Source organism: Streptomyces sp. CLV115 (assembly GCF_038448545.1).
GTDB lineage: Bacteria > Actinomycetota > Actinomycetes > Streptomycetales > Streptomycetaceae > Streptomyces > Streptomyces sanglieri.
This window is the reverse complement of record NZ_JBCEWQ010000049.1, coordinates 37855-51889: the sequence shown is the minus strand read 5'-3', so window position 1 is coordinate 51889 and position 14035 is coordinate 37855. Positions and strand designations below refer to the sequence as shown.

General features: G+C 72.2%; 15 protein-coding genes. 5 read left to right on the top strand and 10 right to left on the bottom strand.

Annotated features, from left to right (window positions below; translation table 11 throughout):
- Positions 1-57 precede the first annotated feature (57 nt).
- Together AADR41_RS18845 and AADR41_RS18840 are read right to left on the bottom strand one after the other, a co-directional pair.
- Positions 58-2208, bottom strand: a complete 2151-nt coding sequence (locus AADR41_RS18845; RefSeq protein WP_342282579.1) for a flotillin family protein — start codon at positions 2206-2208, stop codon at positions 58-60.
- 167 nt (positions 2209-2375) lie between these two features.
- Complete coding sequence (locus tag AADR41_RS18840; RefSeq protein WP_342282578.1) at positions 2376-3053, bottom strand: hypothetical protein; 678 nt, start codon at positions 3051-3053, stop codon at positions 2376-2378.
- Between the two features lie 264 nt (positions 3054-3317).
- Here AADR41_RS18840 and AADR41_RS18835 point away from each other — a divergent pair, with 264 nt between their 5' ends.
- On the top strand, positions 3318-4388 hold the full coding sequence (locus AADR41_RS18835) for a PucR family transcriptional regulator (RefSeq protein ID WP_342282577.1): 1071 nt from the start codon (positions 3318-3320) through the stop codon (positions 4386-4388).
- A 284-nt stretch (positions 4389-4672) separates the two neighbouring features.
- Here the strand turns inward: AADR41_RS18835 and AADR41_RS18830 are convergent, their stop codons facing one another.
- The gene (locus AADR41_RS18830; RefSeq protein ID WP_266747201.1) at positions 4673-5128 is read right to left on the bottom strand and encodes a tellurite resistance TerB family protein; all 456 of its coding nucleotides are present in this window, start codon (positions 5126-5128) and stop codon (positions 4673-4675) included.
- Between the two features lie 161 nt (positions 5129-5289).
- Between AADR41_RS18830 and AADR41_RS18825 the strand changes: the two genes are divergently transcribed.
- Both AADR41_RS18825 and AADR41_RS18820 read left to right on the top strand, forming a co-directional pair.
- Positions 5290-5808 carry a BlaI/MecI/CopY family transcriptional regulator gene (locus AADR41_RS18825; protein WP_342282576.1) on the top strand — a complete coding sequence of 173 codons (519 nt, stop codon included), beginning with the start codon at positions 5290-5292 and terminating at the stop codon, positions 5806-5808.
- A gap of 7 nt (positions 5809-5815) precedes the next feature.
- Positions 5816-6763, top strand: coding sequence for a M56 family metallopeptidase (locus AADR41_RS18820; RefSeq protein WP_342282575.1), 948 nt, complete (start codon positions 5816-5818; stop codon positions 6761-6763).
- Here the strand turns inward: AADR41_RS18820 and AADR41_RS18815 are convergent.
- Positions 6711-7253 carry a nitroreductase family deazaflavin-dependent oxidoreductase gene (locus AADR41_RS18815; RefSeq protein ID WP_342282574.1) on the bottom strand — a complete coding sequence of 181 codons (543 nt, stop codon included), beginning with the start codon at positions 7251-7253 and terminating at the stop codon, positions 6711-6713. The two genes, AADR41_RS18820 and AADR41_RS18815, sit on opposite strands and share 53 nt — an antisense overlap.
- Positions 7254-7371: 118 nt before the next feature.
- Between AADR41_RS18815 and AADR41_RS18810 the strand changes: the two genes are divergently transcribed.
- A complete protein-coding gene (locus AADR41_RS18810) occupies positions 7372-7923 on the top strand; it encodes a MarR family winged helix-turn-helix transcriptional regulator (protein ID WP_342282573.1) in 552 nt (183 codons plus the stop codon).
- A gap of 2 nt (positions 7924-7925) precedes the next feature.
- On the opposite strand, the gene AADR41_RS18805 is transcribed toward AADR41_RS18810, so the two are convergent.
- The 3 genes from AADR41_RS18805 to AADR41_RS18795 form a co-directional block, all read right to left on the bottom strand.
- On the bottom strand, positions 7926-9251 hold the full coding sequence (locus tag AADR41_RS18805; RefSeq protein WP_342282572.1) for a cation:proton antiporter: 1326 nt from the start codon (positions 9249-9251) through the stop codon (positions 7926-7928).
- A gap of 2 nt (positions 9252-9253) precedes the next feature.
- Positions 9254-9724 (bottom strand): cation:proton antiporter regulatory subunit, encoded by a 471-nt coding sequence (locus tag AADR41_RS18800; RefSeq protein ID WP_342282571.1) that lies wholly within the window; start codon positions 9722-9724, stop codon positions 9254-9256.
- A gap of 286 nt (positions 9725-10010) precedes the next feature.
- On the bottom strand, positions 10011-10508 hold the full coding sequence (locus AADR41_RS18795; protein WP_342282570.1) for a hypothetical protein: 498 nt from the start codon (positions 10506-10508) through the stop codon (positions 10011-10013).
- Positions 10509-10803: 295 nt separating this feature from the next.
- Here AADR41_RS18795 and AADR41_RS18790 point away from each other — a divergent pair, with 295 nt between their 5' ends.
- Positions 10804-11199, top strand: coding sequence for a nitroreductase/quinone reductase family protein (locus tag AADR41_RS18790; RefSeq protein ID WP_342282569.1), 396 nt, complete (start codon positions 10804-10806; stop codon positions 11197-11199).
- A gap of 70 nt (positions 11200-11269) precedes the next feature.
- Here AADR41_RS18790 and AADR41_RS18785 read toward each other — a convergent pair whose 3' ends face one another.
- The 3 genes from AADR41_RS18785 to AADR41_RS18775 all read right to left on the bottom strand — a co-directional run bounded on the left by AADR41_RS18785 (position 11270) and on the right by AADR41_RS18775 (position 13952).
- Entirely contained in the window at positions 11270-12709 is a 1440-nt protein-coding gene (locus tag AADR41_RS18785; RefSeq protein ID WP_342282568.1) for a flotillin family protein, read from the bottom strand.
- 141 nt (positions 12710-12850) lie between these two features.
- A complete protein-coding gene (locus tag AADR41_RS18780; protein WP_342282566.1) occupies positions 12851-13360 on the bottom strand; it encodes a hypothetical protein in 510 nt (169 codons plus the stop codon).
- 106 nt (positions 13361-13466) lie between these two features.
- A complete protein-coding gene (locus AADR41_RS18775; RefSeq protein ID WP_342282564.1) occupies positions 13467-13952 on the bottom strand; it encodes a peroxiredoxin in 486 nt (161 codons plus the stop codon).
- Positions 13953-14035 lie beyond the last annotated feature (83 nt).

Below are 14035 nucleotides of genomic sequence, written 5' to 3'. Positions count from 1 at the left end.
CCCCCCCCCCCCCCCCCCCCCCCCCCCCACCGCGCGACCGGCGTTCCGGTCACGGCACTACGCGACCGGCGCGGACCCGTTCCGCGAGACGGGCACGGCGGAGCCGTCCGCGGCCCCCGCCGTCGCGGGGACACCGGCCCCGGTCACCGCGGAGATCGGCTGGTCGGCGATGCCCAGTTCCCTGGCGGCGGTCAGGAGCTGCTGGATCTGGCCCGGTGCGACCCCGGCGCCCGGTGCCCGCATCATCCGCATCAGCAGTGCGGACACCGTCAGGTTCTGCACATCGCCGGTGGACACCGAGCCGAGTACCCGGGTCAGGTCGTCGGTGAACGACGAGGTGCCGTTCAGCCACGGAGCCGCGAGGGCCTTCGCGGTGTCCGAGTTCTCCACGAACCCGTCGAAGCTCTTGCCCATCGACACGGCCGAGACCAGCCGGTCGAAGAAGACCGACTCCCCGCCGACGATGTCGATGTCGGCGTTCTCCAGGCCCGTGGCCAGCACCGTGGCCTGCGCCTCGGCGACCTGACGCTGCACGTCGAGGCCTGCCAGCCGGATCTCCTTCTCCGCGGCGAGCCGCAGCCGGTACTCCTCGTGTCCGCGCGAGGCGTCGTCCAGCGCCGCCATCGCGGCCGCCTTCTCGGTGAGGCCCGCCGCCTCGGCCTTCAGCTTCTCGCCGATCATCGCCGCGTCGGCCGTCGCCTGGGCCTGGGTTCCCTCGGCCGCCGCGAGCGCCTTGAGCCTGGCCCCCTCGGCCTCGGCCCGGAGCCGGGCGGAGGCCGCCTCGGCCTCGGCGAGACCCTGCTTCTCGATGACGTCGGCCTGCGCGTCCCGCACCTGGACCTCCGCGAGGCCGGCCGCCGCGGACTCCGCCTGGATGCCCTCGGCCAGCCGCAGCTTCGCCTGGGCGTCCAGGTCCGCGGTCTTCAGCCGGGCCTCGGCGAGCGTCAGCTGCTCGGCGGCCACGTGGGTGGCCGCGGCCTCGGCCGCCTCGGCGGCCTTGATGTCCTTGACCAGCTTCTCCTGGGCCTCCGCCTCGGCGGCGATGATGACCGACCTGCGGGTGCGCTCCGACTCCTCGACGGCCCGCAGTGTCTTGATGGACTCCTCCTGCTCGGCGACCGTGCGGTCCACCGCGATCCGCTCCCGGATCACATCGGCGACGTCGCGGCGCTCGGCCTCGACCTCCTTCGTCGCGGCGATCCGGTCCAGCTCGGTCTGCCGCTCGCGCCCGATGACCTCGATCAGCCGGTCCTTCTCGATGCGCTCGTTCTCCACCGCGATGACCCGCTCACGGTTCTTCTGCGCGACGGCGATCTCCCGCGCCTGGTTCTCCCGCTGGATGCCGAGCTGCTCCTCGGTGCGGATGAACGCGGCCTGGGCGCCGAGCCGTTCCTCCTCCTGGACCTTGGCGGTGGCCGCCTCCTCGCGGGCCCGCAGCGTCTCGACCTCGCGGCGCTGCTTGATCTCGGCCTCGGCCTGCCGGCGCTCCAGTTCCAGGATGGTCTCGCGGGCGTCGACGTCCTGCCGGGTGATCTCCTTCTGCTCGGTGCGCTGGAACTCGTTGGTGCGCACGTGCTCGATCGCCGTCAGCTCGGTGATCTTGCGGATGCCCTGCGCGTCCAGGATGTTGGCGCCGTCGAGCTGCGTCATCGGCGTCTGCTCAAGGAAGTCGATCGCCGCGTCGTCGAGGTGGTAGCCGTTCAGGTCGGTGCCGATGACCCGGATGATCCGGTCCCGGAACTCCTCGCGCTTGGTGTACAGATCGACGAAGTCCAGCTGCTTGCCGACCGTCTTGAGCGCCTCGGCGAACTTCGCGCCGAAGAACTCCTGGATCGCCACCTTGTCGCTGGCCCGCTCCGTGCCGATGGACTGGGCGACCTTGATGACGTCCTCGACGGTCTTGTTGACCCGTACGAAGAAGTTGATGTGGATGTCGGCGCGGATGTTGTCCTGGCAGATCAGGCCCTCGCGCCCGGTGCGGCGGATCTCGATGGTCTTCACCGAGATGTCCATGGTCTCGGCCTTGTGCAGCACCGGCAGGACCACGGCCCCGGTGAAGGTGACATCGACCTTCTTGGTCTTGGAGATGATCAGCGCCTTGCCCTGCTCGACCTTGCGGAAGAGCCGGCTGACGACGAGGAGCAGGGCTACGGCGATGAGCAGAACGACGGCTACGAGCACACCGAAGCCCAGGGTGATGGCATCCATGACAGTCCTTGCGGCTGGTGAGGAAGGTGGTGAAGGAAGAGGAGGGGGCAAAGGTCCCGGCGGCGAACGGTCCGAGGGCGAGGGGTCCGGCGGCGGGCGGCCTGTCGTACGACGGCGGCCCGACGGACGGTCCGGGCGGCCCTCGCCCGGCTGTGCGGCCCGGACGGTCAGCCGGTTCGGCGCGGGGTGCGGCGCGGGGTGCGGCGCGCACCCGTGCGTGGTCGCGGGGCCGGCGGGCCCGGGTCCAGGGCCTTGTCGTAGGGCGAGACCCAGAAGAACTCGCCCTCGTCGTCGTACGCGTAAAGAAGGCCCGCACTGCCTGCGGCGAGGGCCGGGCCGTCCGCCGGAGCGAGCATCCTGACCTGCACGATCGCGGTGGAGCCGTCGTCCGCGGTGACCTCGGCCTGGCCGAAGTCGGAGCTGACGGAACCGGTACGGACCGTGCAGATGCGGCCCAGGAAGTCCTGCCGCGACGGAGGAGGTTCGTCCGGGAAGCTGCGGCGGAAGCAGCGCACCAGGATCCGCAGCACCGACCGGCCGAGCAGCAGCGCCGCGGCGAAGACGGCGCAGGCGAGCGCGGCCCGGGTGAGGCCGGTGGTTCCGCTGCGGTGCACCAGGACCGTGCCGGTGAGGCTGGTGAACCAGCCGACGACGACCATCACGGACACCGAGACGGTGACCGGCACCCCGCCGATCCCGGCCAGGTCGGTGTCGAGGTCGCCGTCGAAGGAGTGGTGGTCGGCCGCACCGGCCAGCACCAGGAGCCAGAAGAGGACGACGACGGCCAGCGCGGCGCCGAAGAGGACGGCGGGAAAGGCGGTCGCTGCGCTCAGGAACTCCTGCATCCGTCCACCCCTTCTCCTGCCGGGCGGCCGGTGGTGACTCCGGTGCTGCGGCACCGCGTGGCGCGGTGCCGCAGCAGCCGGGTCGTATCCCCCGTGTCCCCCCGTGTTCCCCCGGTTGGTGCTGACCGGATCGTGTCATTCACAGGCATGAGATCGCATTGCCGGAGCCCGGCAATCTTTGCTCTTCCTTGATGCCGGGCACCGGCACCGGGCGGTATGCGTTGGGTGAGTGTCAACGTCGCGACAGAATTGTGAGGAGAACGCGTGCCGGAGCCGGAGATCCCCGATGACCTTCTGGCGGGATATGACCGCATCCTGGCCGATGTGGCCGCCACCGGACGCCGGCTCACCCGGGACGAGCTGGACGACCGCCGCCTGCTGGGCCGGGAGGCCGCCGAGTCCGGATTCCAGCTGCGCGCCCTGATCGTCCGTCACATCGCGGCGACCCGCACCGCCTGGCCGCTCACCTCCGCGGCCGACGGGGCGGCCACGGATTCGGTGCTGGCCGCCGTCGAGCAGGCCGTGGACGCCTTCGCGGACGGCTTCGAGCGGGCCCAGCGGATCACGGTGCGGCGCGAGGAGGCGGCCCGGCGCGAGTTCATCGACGATCTGCTGTACGGGCGCAGCGATCTGGGGCGGCTCGCCGAGCGGGCCACCCGGTTCGGCCTGCGGCTCTCGCGCGCGCACGCGGTGGCGGTGGCGACGGGCCCGGAGGCGTACACGGAGACCGACTCCGTGCCGCGCACGGTCGAGGCGGCGCTGCTCGCCCGGTTCGGCGGCCGGAAGATCCTGCTCACGACGAAGGACGGTCGGCTGGTCTGCATCGCCCCCGGCAGCCAGCCCGACGTCCTGCGGTACTTCGCCAAGCAGTCGCACGCGGCGACGGACGGCGGCCGGGTCGCGGTGGGACGCCCGCACCACGGGCCCGGCGGGGTGGTCCACTCGTACGACGAGGCGCTGGACGCGCTGGATCTCGCGGAGCGGCTGGATCTGGACGATCCGGTGCTGTACGCCGCGGATCTGCTGGTCTATCCGGTGCTGACCCGCGACCGGCAGGCGATGGCCGATCTGGTCCGCAGCGAGCTGGGCCCGCTCCAGCAGGCCCGCGGCGGTGCCGAACCCCTGCTGAAGACGCTCGCCGTCTACTTCGACGCGGGCTGTGTGGCCGCGGAGACGGCCCGCCGGCTGTCGCTGAGCGTACGGGCGTTGACCTACCGGCTGGAGCGGATCCATCAGCTGACCGGTTCGGATCCGTCCGACCCCATACGCCGCTACGCCCTGCAGACGGCGGTCATCGGCGCACGGCTGCTGGACTGGCCGGCCAAGGAGGTGTGACCCGGCCGCGGGCCCGGGGCAAGGGGCCCGGCCCCGCGTCCGGAGAAAAGGGTGGCCGGGGATGCGCAAAGGGGGAGTAGCGCATCCCCGGCCTGCCGGGCGCCGGCCGGTGGTCAGTCGGCAGCGCTTGTTCCGGCGGTCCGGGACGCCGGACCGGGCGGTGCCGGTCCGGCGAACAGGTGGGACCTGGGTTCTTTCGTTCGGATCGGGCCGGATCGGGCACCGGGGCACGTGAGCCCGGCGTGATCCGAACGAGAGGGCCTACAGGTCGGGAACGAGAGGTCCTAGAGGTCGAACTCGTGCGGCGGGAGGTCGAGCGCGAAGCACGCCTCGCGCACGACGGCCTGCTCCGACTTGTCGAAGTCGCCGTCGGCGCCGCCGATGACGATGCCGATCTGGATGACGGCACGGGCCTCGGCGGGCTTCTTCTTCGCCTTGCCGATCTCCTGGAGCACGCTGACCTTGCCGAAGGCGAAGTCGGCGGTGAGCTTGTTCACGTAGTCGTTGAAGCGGCGCTGGAGGTCGTCCGCCGGGAAGTTCTGCAGAACCTCGTTGGATGAGATCAGGGAGGCGACGCGCTGGCGCTCGGACGGGTCGATGGAACCGTCGGCAGCGGCGACAAGGGCGCACATCGCCATGCTCGCGTCGCGGAACGCCCCGCTCTTCAGGTCGTTCTTCTTGGCTTCCAGCTGCGACTGCATCGACGAGGCGGATTCCTTGATCCGATCCCACAGTGCCATGACGTCTCCATACGTTGCTTGCGTTGCGTTGCCGGATGGAATCCAACTCTACAGACGTGTAGAAGTTAGCAGCAGGTGCGGTTGCTGTGTTCCGGAAACGGCGGTAAGTAGGATGCTGCGACGTCGCGGCCGACGCGGCATCGCAGAAGGGCGGACCCCTGATGGACCCGGCCAGGCCCGGCCACCACCCGGACAACGAACCACCAGGCGACGGAGTGCCCGGCCGCGCGGAACCGCTGCCCGGCGCGGCGTGCCCGGGCGGTGAACGTCCCGGAGGCCGGCGGCTGCGCAGACGCGGCCAGGGCGAGCTGGAGGCCCAGGTCCTCGCCGTGCTGCACTCGGCGAACGGTCCCGCGACGGCCGGCTGGGTCCAGGAGCACCTCGAAGGCGACCTCGCGTACACCACCGTCATCACGATCCTCTCCCGCCTCTACGAGAAGAAGGCCGTGACCCGGTCCCGCGAGGGCCGTTCCTACACCTGGACGTCCGCCTCCGACGAGGCCGGTCTCGCCGCCCTGCGGATGCGCCGGGTGCTGGACGGCGAACGCGACCGCGACGCCGTGCTCGCCCGCTTCATCTCGGCTCTCTCACCCGGCGACGAGGAACGCCTGCGCGCCCTGCTCGCGCGGGCGGCCGCCCCGGACGACCCGGTCGACCCCCGTGACACGGAAGGCATGTAGCCCGCCGATGGGTGTCTTCGTCTGTCTGCCGCTCGTACTGCCGCTGACCGCGCTGCCGATCGCGCGTCTGGCCGAACAGCATCTGCACCCCCGCAGCGCGACCCGGCTGCTCGCCGTCGTCGGCGCGCTGCTCGCCCTGTGCAGCACGCTCTGTCTGGGCCTGCTGATGGTGGTGGGCACCGCACAGCTCCCGGGCAACCCGCTGCCGGACAGCTGGTCGGACCCGGAGGTGCGGGACGCGGTGCCGTACGAGGAGAAGGCGGGCATCGTCGCGATCGGGGTGCTGGTGGCGGTGCTCGTGGCGTGCGGATGGACGGTGTTCCGTCATGTCCGGCTGCGGGTCCGGGCGGGCCGTGCGCTGGCCGCCGCGCCCTCTGTCGTCTCCGACGGTGTCGCGCTGCTCCCGGACCCGGAGCCGTACGCCTACGCGCTGCCCGGAAGTCCGGGCCGGGTCGTCGTCTCGACCGCGATGGCCGAGTGCCTGGACGCCCGTGAGCGGCGGGCCCTGATCGCCCACGAGCGGGCCCATCTGGCCGGGCGGCACCACCGCTATCTGCTGGCCGCCCAACTCGCGGCGCGCGCCAACCCGTTCCTGCTGCCGCTGCGCACCGCGGTGTCGTTCAGCACCGAGCGGTGGGCGGACGAGGAGGCCGCGTGCGCGGTCGGCGACCGGCGGGTGGTGGCGGTCGCGGTCGGCAAGGCGGCGCTGTACTCGCACCGGGCGCCGGACGTCTCGGCGGGCCTCGCGGCCTTCGCGGCCCCGGCCGGCCCCGTGCCGCGGCGGGTGGCGGCGCTGCTCGCCCCGGTGCCGCCGGTCCGGTTGTGGCCGCCGTCGTCCGCGTACGTCGCGCTCGCGGCGCTGGTCGCGGCGGTCGGCACGGCGGCCTCGGCACTGTCCTCGCTCAACGCGGCCGTGACGCTGGTGGGGATCCTTCGCGCGGCGACCCCGCTATGAGCCGGACGAAGGGGATGGACTCGCCGGCCCGCCGGTAGCCGTCCGCGCTCCCGTCGGGCTCGTACCCCAGGTACGTGCAGAGCCGGCGCGCGAGTCCGGGGTGCCGTGCCGCGTACCGCGCCATCAGCTCGCCGCCCTCCCCGGCCGGGACGAACTGCGCGGTCACCACGTGGAACCGGCGGCCCACCTGCACGGTGGCCTGCGGGGTGAGGACCAGGTTCCGGTACCAGTCGGCGCCGGGCCCGAATCCGGACGCGACGGTCCAGCAGTGCCGCCCGTCGGTCACCGTCGACTCGACGACCTCGATCGTGGTGCGCCGGGCGAGGCCGGAGACCCGGCCGGTGTGGACGAGCAGCAGCAACCGCCCCCGGAACAGCGGTCCGAGCCCCATCCGGAAGAGGTGCGACGGGAGCCGGGCGGCCGTGCGCCGCCAGCCGGCCGGCGGGGGTGGGCGGTGCGGTTCGGCGGGGTCGGGGAGCTGAGGCGTCACTATGCAAACGTTGCATAGTCCAAAGGTTTGTGCCAGCGTCCGGTGCCCGTTGCCCGTACCGGGCGCCCGGTTCCCGGAACCGATTCGAGTCCTGCGGACCGGCACGGTACAAAGGGGCATGGCCGCGCGCGAACAGGCACCCGAGGAACGGTCCCCGGAGCGGGACAGCGACGATGTCGACGAGGTGACCCGTGCCGTGCTGACGGCCTCCAGGCTGCTCGTCGCCGTCTCGGCCCGATCGCTGGCCGCGGTCGAGGACCGGGTGACACTGCCCCAGTTCCGGCTCCTGGTAGTGCTTTCCACCCATGACGAGGCCAAACTCGTGACGCTCGCCGAACGGCTCGGGGTGAACCCGTCGACCGCGATGCGGATGCTGGACCGGCTGATCGCCGCGGGGCTGGCCGAACGGCGGGTGAACCCCGCCAACCGGCGGGAGACGGTGCTGCGGGTCACCCCGGGGGGCCGCCGGCTGGTCGAGGACGTCACGGCGGGCCGGCGGCGGGAGATCGAGGGGATCGTCGAGCGCCTCGCCCCGGAGCAGCGCGCCGCCCTGGTCGACGCGCTGACCGCGTTCACCGTGGCGGGCGGCGAGCCGTCCGTGCCGGGGGGCGGCACGGACGCGTACCCGCTGGGCTGGACCTGCGGCCCGCCCGCCCGCCACGACGACTGAACTCAGCGCTTCTCGGAAGCGAGTTCCTCCTGGGCGGTGGGCGCCGGACGTGTCGCGGGGACCTCGCCGCCGCTCTCGCCGGTGCCGCTCGCCCTGCCGGCGCCGCCGCTGTCGCCGGTGCCCGTGGTGCCGCTCTTTCCGGTGCCGCTCGCCCTGCCGGTGCCGCCGTCCCGGCCGCGCCACGCCTGGATCTTCGCCGCGACCGGCTGGGTCCAGCGGGCGGTGAGCGGTCCGACGATGACGAGGATGAGGACGTACGCGGTGGCGATGGGCCCGATCCGGGGCTCGGTCGCCACGGCCAGGCCGGCGATGACGATGGAGAACTCGCCGCGTGCGACGAGCGTGCCACCGGCCCGCCACCGTCCGCGCGAACCGATTCCGGCCCGCCGGGCCGCGTACCACCCGGTGGCGATCTTGGTGAGTACGGTGACGACCGCCAGCAGCGCCGCGGGGAGCAGCACCGGCGGGATCTCGGCCGGGTTGGTGGAGAGCCCGAAGAACACGAAGAAGACGGCGGCGAACAGGTCGCGCAGCGGCGTCAGCAGCTTGCGGGCGCCCTCGGCGACCTCGCCCGAGAGCGCGATCCCGACCAGGAACGCGCCGACGGCCGCGGACACCTGCAACTCCTGTGCCACCCCGGCCACCAGGACGGTCAGCCCGAGGACCACCAGGAGCAGCATCTCGGGGTTGTCGGAGGAGACGGCCCGGCTGATCAGGCGGCCGTGCCGCAGCGCCAGATAGAGCACGAACCCGACGGTGCCGAGCGCGATGAGCAGGGCGATGCTGCCCCCGGCGAGGCCGACGCCCGCGAGCATCGCGGTGAGCAGCGGCAGATAGACGGCCATCGACAGGTCCTCGATGACCAGGACACCGAGGATGACGGGCGTCTCCCGGTTGCCCAGCCGCCCCAGATCGGTGAGCACCTTCGCGATGACCCCGGACGAGGAGATCCAGGTGACCCCGGCCAGCGCGACCGCGCCCACCGGTCCCCAGCCGAGCAGCAGCGCCGCCACGGCTCCCGGGGTCGCGTTGAGCACGAAGTCCACGGCTCCGGACGGGTATTGCGTCTTGAGGCTGGTCACCAGCTCCGAGGCGCTGTACTCCAGGCCGAGCAGGAGCAGCAGCAGGATGACGCCGATCTCGGCGCCGACGGCGGTGAACTCCTCGCTGGCCCCGAGCGGAAGCAGCCCGCCCTCGCCGAACGCCAGGCCCGCCAGCAGATACAGCGGGATCGGCGAGAGTCCTATCCGGCCGGCGAACCGTCCGATGAGTCCGAGGCCCAGAATGACGGAGCCCAGCTCCACCAGCAGTGCGGTCGTGTCGTGCACGGTCAGCCCTCCGCGATGATCTCGGAGAGCGTGTCGACGCCCTCACGCGTACCGACGGCGACCAGGGTGTCGCCGATTGCCAGCCGGAAGTCCGGCCCGGGGGACGGATGCGCACTGTGCGTCCGCAGCACCGCCACGATCGAGGCCCCCGTCCGGGTCCGGGCCTTCGTGTCCCCGAGCAGCCGCCCGCCGTACGGCGAGCGCGTACCGAGCGGGATGTGCTCGGTCACCAGGTCGATGCCCTCGGTGCGGACCGCGTCGATGGGCGCGGAGTCGATGAGGTGCGCGAGGCCGGTGGCCTCCTGCGGTGTCAGGGGTACCGAGAGCAGGCACGAATCAGGGTCGTCCTGGTCGTAGAAGCCGATGAACCGCCGTCCGTCGTGGTGCACGACGACGGAGATGTGCTGTCCCGACTCGGTCGTGTAGTCGTACTGCACACCGACTCCGGGCAGCGTGGTGCGGTGGGTTCCCATGGCTTCCTCCCGAGGGTGCGGCGGCTCTTGACGCACTTGGTGATCTCTTTATCCGCCCATTACCTTATCCGGAGGGTTCCGCCGCCTCCGGTGCGTGGGGCCGCCGGATCGCATCCGGCAGGCGCGGAGCGCGAGTCCGGTGCTCGTCACCGGTGCCACGGCGAAGGCCCCGGCCGGAGGCCGGGGCCCTGTTCGTCGTTCCGGTGCCGCAGGGGTTTCGGGGCCGCGTCCGGTGGTGGCCGGCCCCCTTCCCGCACGGCACGCCGATCCGCCCCCGCGGCGCTGCTCAGCCGCGCATCGCGACGGTGTGGACGTACAGGGCGATCAGGCCGGCGACGCAGGCGAGGATCACCCAGGAACCGAAACCGGTGTGTCTCCCGCTGCCCCCGGACCGCCCGGCCTTCCCGGACCGCCGGGTTTTCCCGGCCTTCCCGGCCTTCCCGGCCTTCCCGGACCGCCCCGGCGCCGCCCGTCCCGGCGCGCCCGGCGCCACATCGGCTGCCGCCTCGGCAAGCAGGCGACGGCAGGTCGCGGCCAGCACGTCCGTACCGGCGGACAGCGGCACCACGGCCTCCGAACGCGCCGGAGCGGTGGTGCCGCCGTCCAGGATGCGCCCGACGCGTACGAGAGCCTCGCCCCGGCCGCCCGTCGGAGCAAGGCTGATCCACCGCCGCACATGCTCACCCCGGATGACCACGCCGCCGGACCGCTCCCGGTACACGGTGTGCTCCCGCCACAGAACCCCCGCCAACTCCCCGGCGATATCCCTCAGTTGTGCGCTCACGGCCCCTCCCCCTCCACCTGCGGTGGATCGAACAAACATCGCACTTTAACGGCAGGCGCAGAGACAGGTGCAGAGAGGAGGGCCCGGCGGCATGAACATCGTCCTGCTCCCGCCGCGCGGCATTCCGTCGTCCCGCGTGGCCGATCGGAGGGCCGGGTCCGGGAATCGCCGCCACGCGTGCGTCCGCCGGCGTCCGTGACGCGGCGGCAGGGGCGTAGCGTCGTAGGCTCTCGGGCGCGGTCGTCGGGGACCGGCCGGGCCGCCCGTGGGCGGCGACAGGTGGAAGGGGCACGCGATGGCGGACTTTCGGGATCTGAAGTTCCGGGCGGTCACCTCGCTTCAGCGGAATGTCGTCAACCCGCTGGCCAGACGGTCCGGGGCGCAGATCCTGCTGGAGACGACGGGCCGGACCTCCGGTCGGCCGCGTCGTACCCCGGTCGGCGGGCGGCGCACGGGTCAGGAGTTCTGGCTGGTCTCGGAGTTCGGGGAGAAGTCGCAGTACGTCCGCAACATCCTGGCCGACCCGCGGGTCCGGGTCCGTATCGCGGGCCGCTGGTACGACGGGGTCGCGCACCCGCTGCCCCAGGACGACGCCCGTGCCCGGCTCCGGACGCTGCCGCGCTACAACAGCGCCGTCGTGCGGGCGATGGGCACCAACCTGCTGACCGTGCGGGTGGATCTCGCGGACTGACGGGTCCGGACACGGGCGTGCCCGGGTGGTGTGCAACCACCCGGGCACGTACGGGAGCCGTTCCGCCGGATCAGTCGGTGATCTCGATCTTGCCGTTCGGCGCGGCGGCGGTCTCCGGCTGGGCCGGGGTCTCGGCCCCGGGGCCCGAGCCCTTGAGGTTCTTCAGCAGGGCGGCGAGGTCGACCCCTGTGGTGGAGCTGAGGAGTTCCATGCCCTGGGCGACGTTGTCGGTGACCGTGCGCGACAGCCGGCTCGCGCCGTCCGTCGAGATCACGGTCATCTTGTCGACGGCGCTCAGCGGCTCGGACGCCTTGGCGACGACCTGCGGCAGCACCTCGACCAGCATCTGGAGCACGGCCGCGTCGCCGTACCGGTCGAAGGCGTCCGCCTTCTTCTGCATGGCCTCGGCCTCGGCCGCACCCTTCGCCGCGATGGCCGCGGCCTCCGCCTCGCCCTCGATGCGCACGGCGTCGGCGAGTGCCGAGCGGTGCAGCTTCTCGCCCTGACCGGTCAGGCGGGAGCGCTCGGCGTCCGCCTCGGCCTCCTTGACCTGGGCGATCCGGCGGGCCTCGGCCTCCTGCTCGGCCTGGTAGCGGGCGGCGTCGGCGGGCTTGCGGACCTTGGTGTCGAGCTCGCGGTCGGTCAGTGCGGCCTGGCGCTGGGCGACCTTCTCCTGCTCCTCCAGGACCTCCTGCTGACGGGCCGCCTCGGCGAGCGGGCCCGCCGCGTTGGCCTTGGCCGCGGCGGCTTCCGTCTCGGCCTTGATCTCCGCCTGCTTGAGGTAGAAGGTCCGCTCGGCGATGGCGATCTCCTCGGCGGCCTTCAGCCGGGCCTGCTCGGAGGCCCGCTTGGCGATCGCCTCGGCGATGTCCGCCTCCTGCTTGGCGCGGGCGGCCTCCGGACGGCCGAGGTCCTCCAGGTAGGAGCCCTCGGTGGTGATGTCCTGGATCTGGAAGGCGTCCAGGATCAGGCCCTGGCCGGAGAGGCTGGCCTCGGCCTCCTCCGCGACCTGCCCGGCGAACGCGGCCCGGTCACGGATGATGTCCTCGACCGACATCCGGCCGACGATGGCGCGCAGCGCGCCGGAGAGCACTTCCTGGGTGAAGCCGACGATGCCGTCCTGCTGCTGGAGGAACCGCTGGGCCGCGGCCCGGATCGCTTCCTCGCTGCCGCCGACCTTGACGATCGCGACGCCTTCCAGGTTGGACTTCACACCGCGCAGGGTGACGGCGCCGCGCACCGCGATCGGGATGTGCCGGCTGGACAGGTCCAGGGTGAACTTCTGCTGGACGAACGGGACGACGAAGACGCCGCCGCCGACCACGACCTTCTGGCCGCTGTTGTCGATGCTGGTGCGGCCGGTCACCGGGTCGGTGGACTTCTTGCCGCGGCGGCCGGTGATGATGAACGCCTCGCTGGGCCCGGCGACCTTGTAGCGGGTGATGACGACGAGGGCGAGCAGCACCAGGAGTACGACGACTCCGGCGACTGCGGTCACGACTGGGCTCATAAAGGTGTCCCCCCTGCCTCCCTGCGGGAACGGCAGCTAGGTTTCGGGCGGTGTGCCGCGGGGTGGTGCGGTGCGGCACGGTGGATCGGCCGGGGCGGTGGCCCGCGCCCGGCGGCCGGACCCGGCGTTCGGGTGCCGGGCTCAGTGCTCGACGGGGCGGACCGCGACCGAGGTGGACGACAGCGCGGACTCCACCCAGATCTCGGTGCCGCGTGGGACCGGCGTCGCGCTCTTCGCCGCCAGCTTCACGGGCTGGCCCGCGAGTTGCAGCAGGACCTCTCCGTAGCCGTCGGCCGGGATGGCCGTGACGACCGATCCGGAGGTGCCCACGAGATCGTCGCTGCGCGGTGTGACGCTGGTCTGGTCCCGCATCAGGGCCCGGCTGAACTTCCAGGTCAGCCAGGCCGCGACGAGCCCGGCCAGCACTCCGGCGGCGGTCGCGACGACCGTGCCGGCGCCGGTGGCGCCGAGCACGATCGCTCCGCCGAAGCCGAGCATCGAGAGGAATCCGGCGATGACCGGGAGGGACAGGAGGCCGTCGAACAGACCGTCCAGTACGCCCCCGAAGAGCCCTTCCAGGACTCCGTCGAAGATCAGGGACAGCACGAGCAGAACGATTCCCGCAATGCCGAGACCGAGAAACAAGGTCACCTGGTCACCCTCCCCGATCTTCGAAATCCCCCGGGCATTTCCGTCGAACTGGCTGGATGATCCCATACCTGTAGGCCAGTGGGCACTGCCGGGTTCCGGCAATCTTTTACGCGCTCTTGATGCCGGAGAGCTGTTCGGTCAGTCTGGCCGCCGACTGGAACGTGGCACCCAGCAGCGCGACGTGCTTCCAGCGCAGCACTCCGTCCGGCCCGATGAGGAACACCGCCCGGCGCACCCCGATCCCGGGTGCCGCGACCCCGTACGCGCGGGCGGTCTCCCGGTCGGTGTCCGCGAGCAGCGGCATCCGCAGGCCGTGGGCGCGGGCGAACGACTCATGACTGTCCACACCCTGTGGACTGATTCCCCAGACCTCCGCGTCGAGCTCCTCGAAGGCCTCCAGGCCCGAGGAGTACGAGCAGAGCTGCTTGGTGCAGACCGCCGTGTTGTCGCCCGGGTAGAACGCGAGGACCACGCAGCGGCCGCGCGCCCCGGCCAGGGTGTAGTCGCGGCGCTCGAAGTTCTCGCCGCCGAGCACGCCGCCGGGCAGTGTGAAGTCCGGTGCGATCAGGCCGAGTTGCGGGGACGGTGCCATGTCGTTTCCTCCGTGGTCCGGTGCTGCCGGGTTTTCCGGGCGTGCTCCGTACAGCATGCTCGGTACGGGACCGGCTTCCCGCA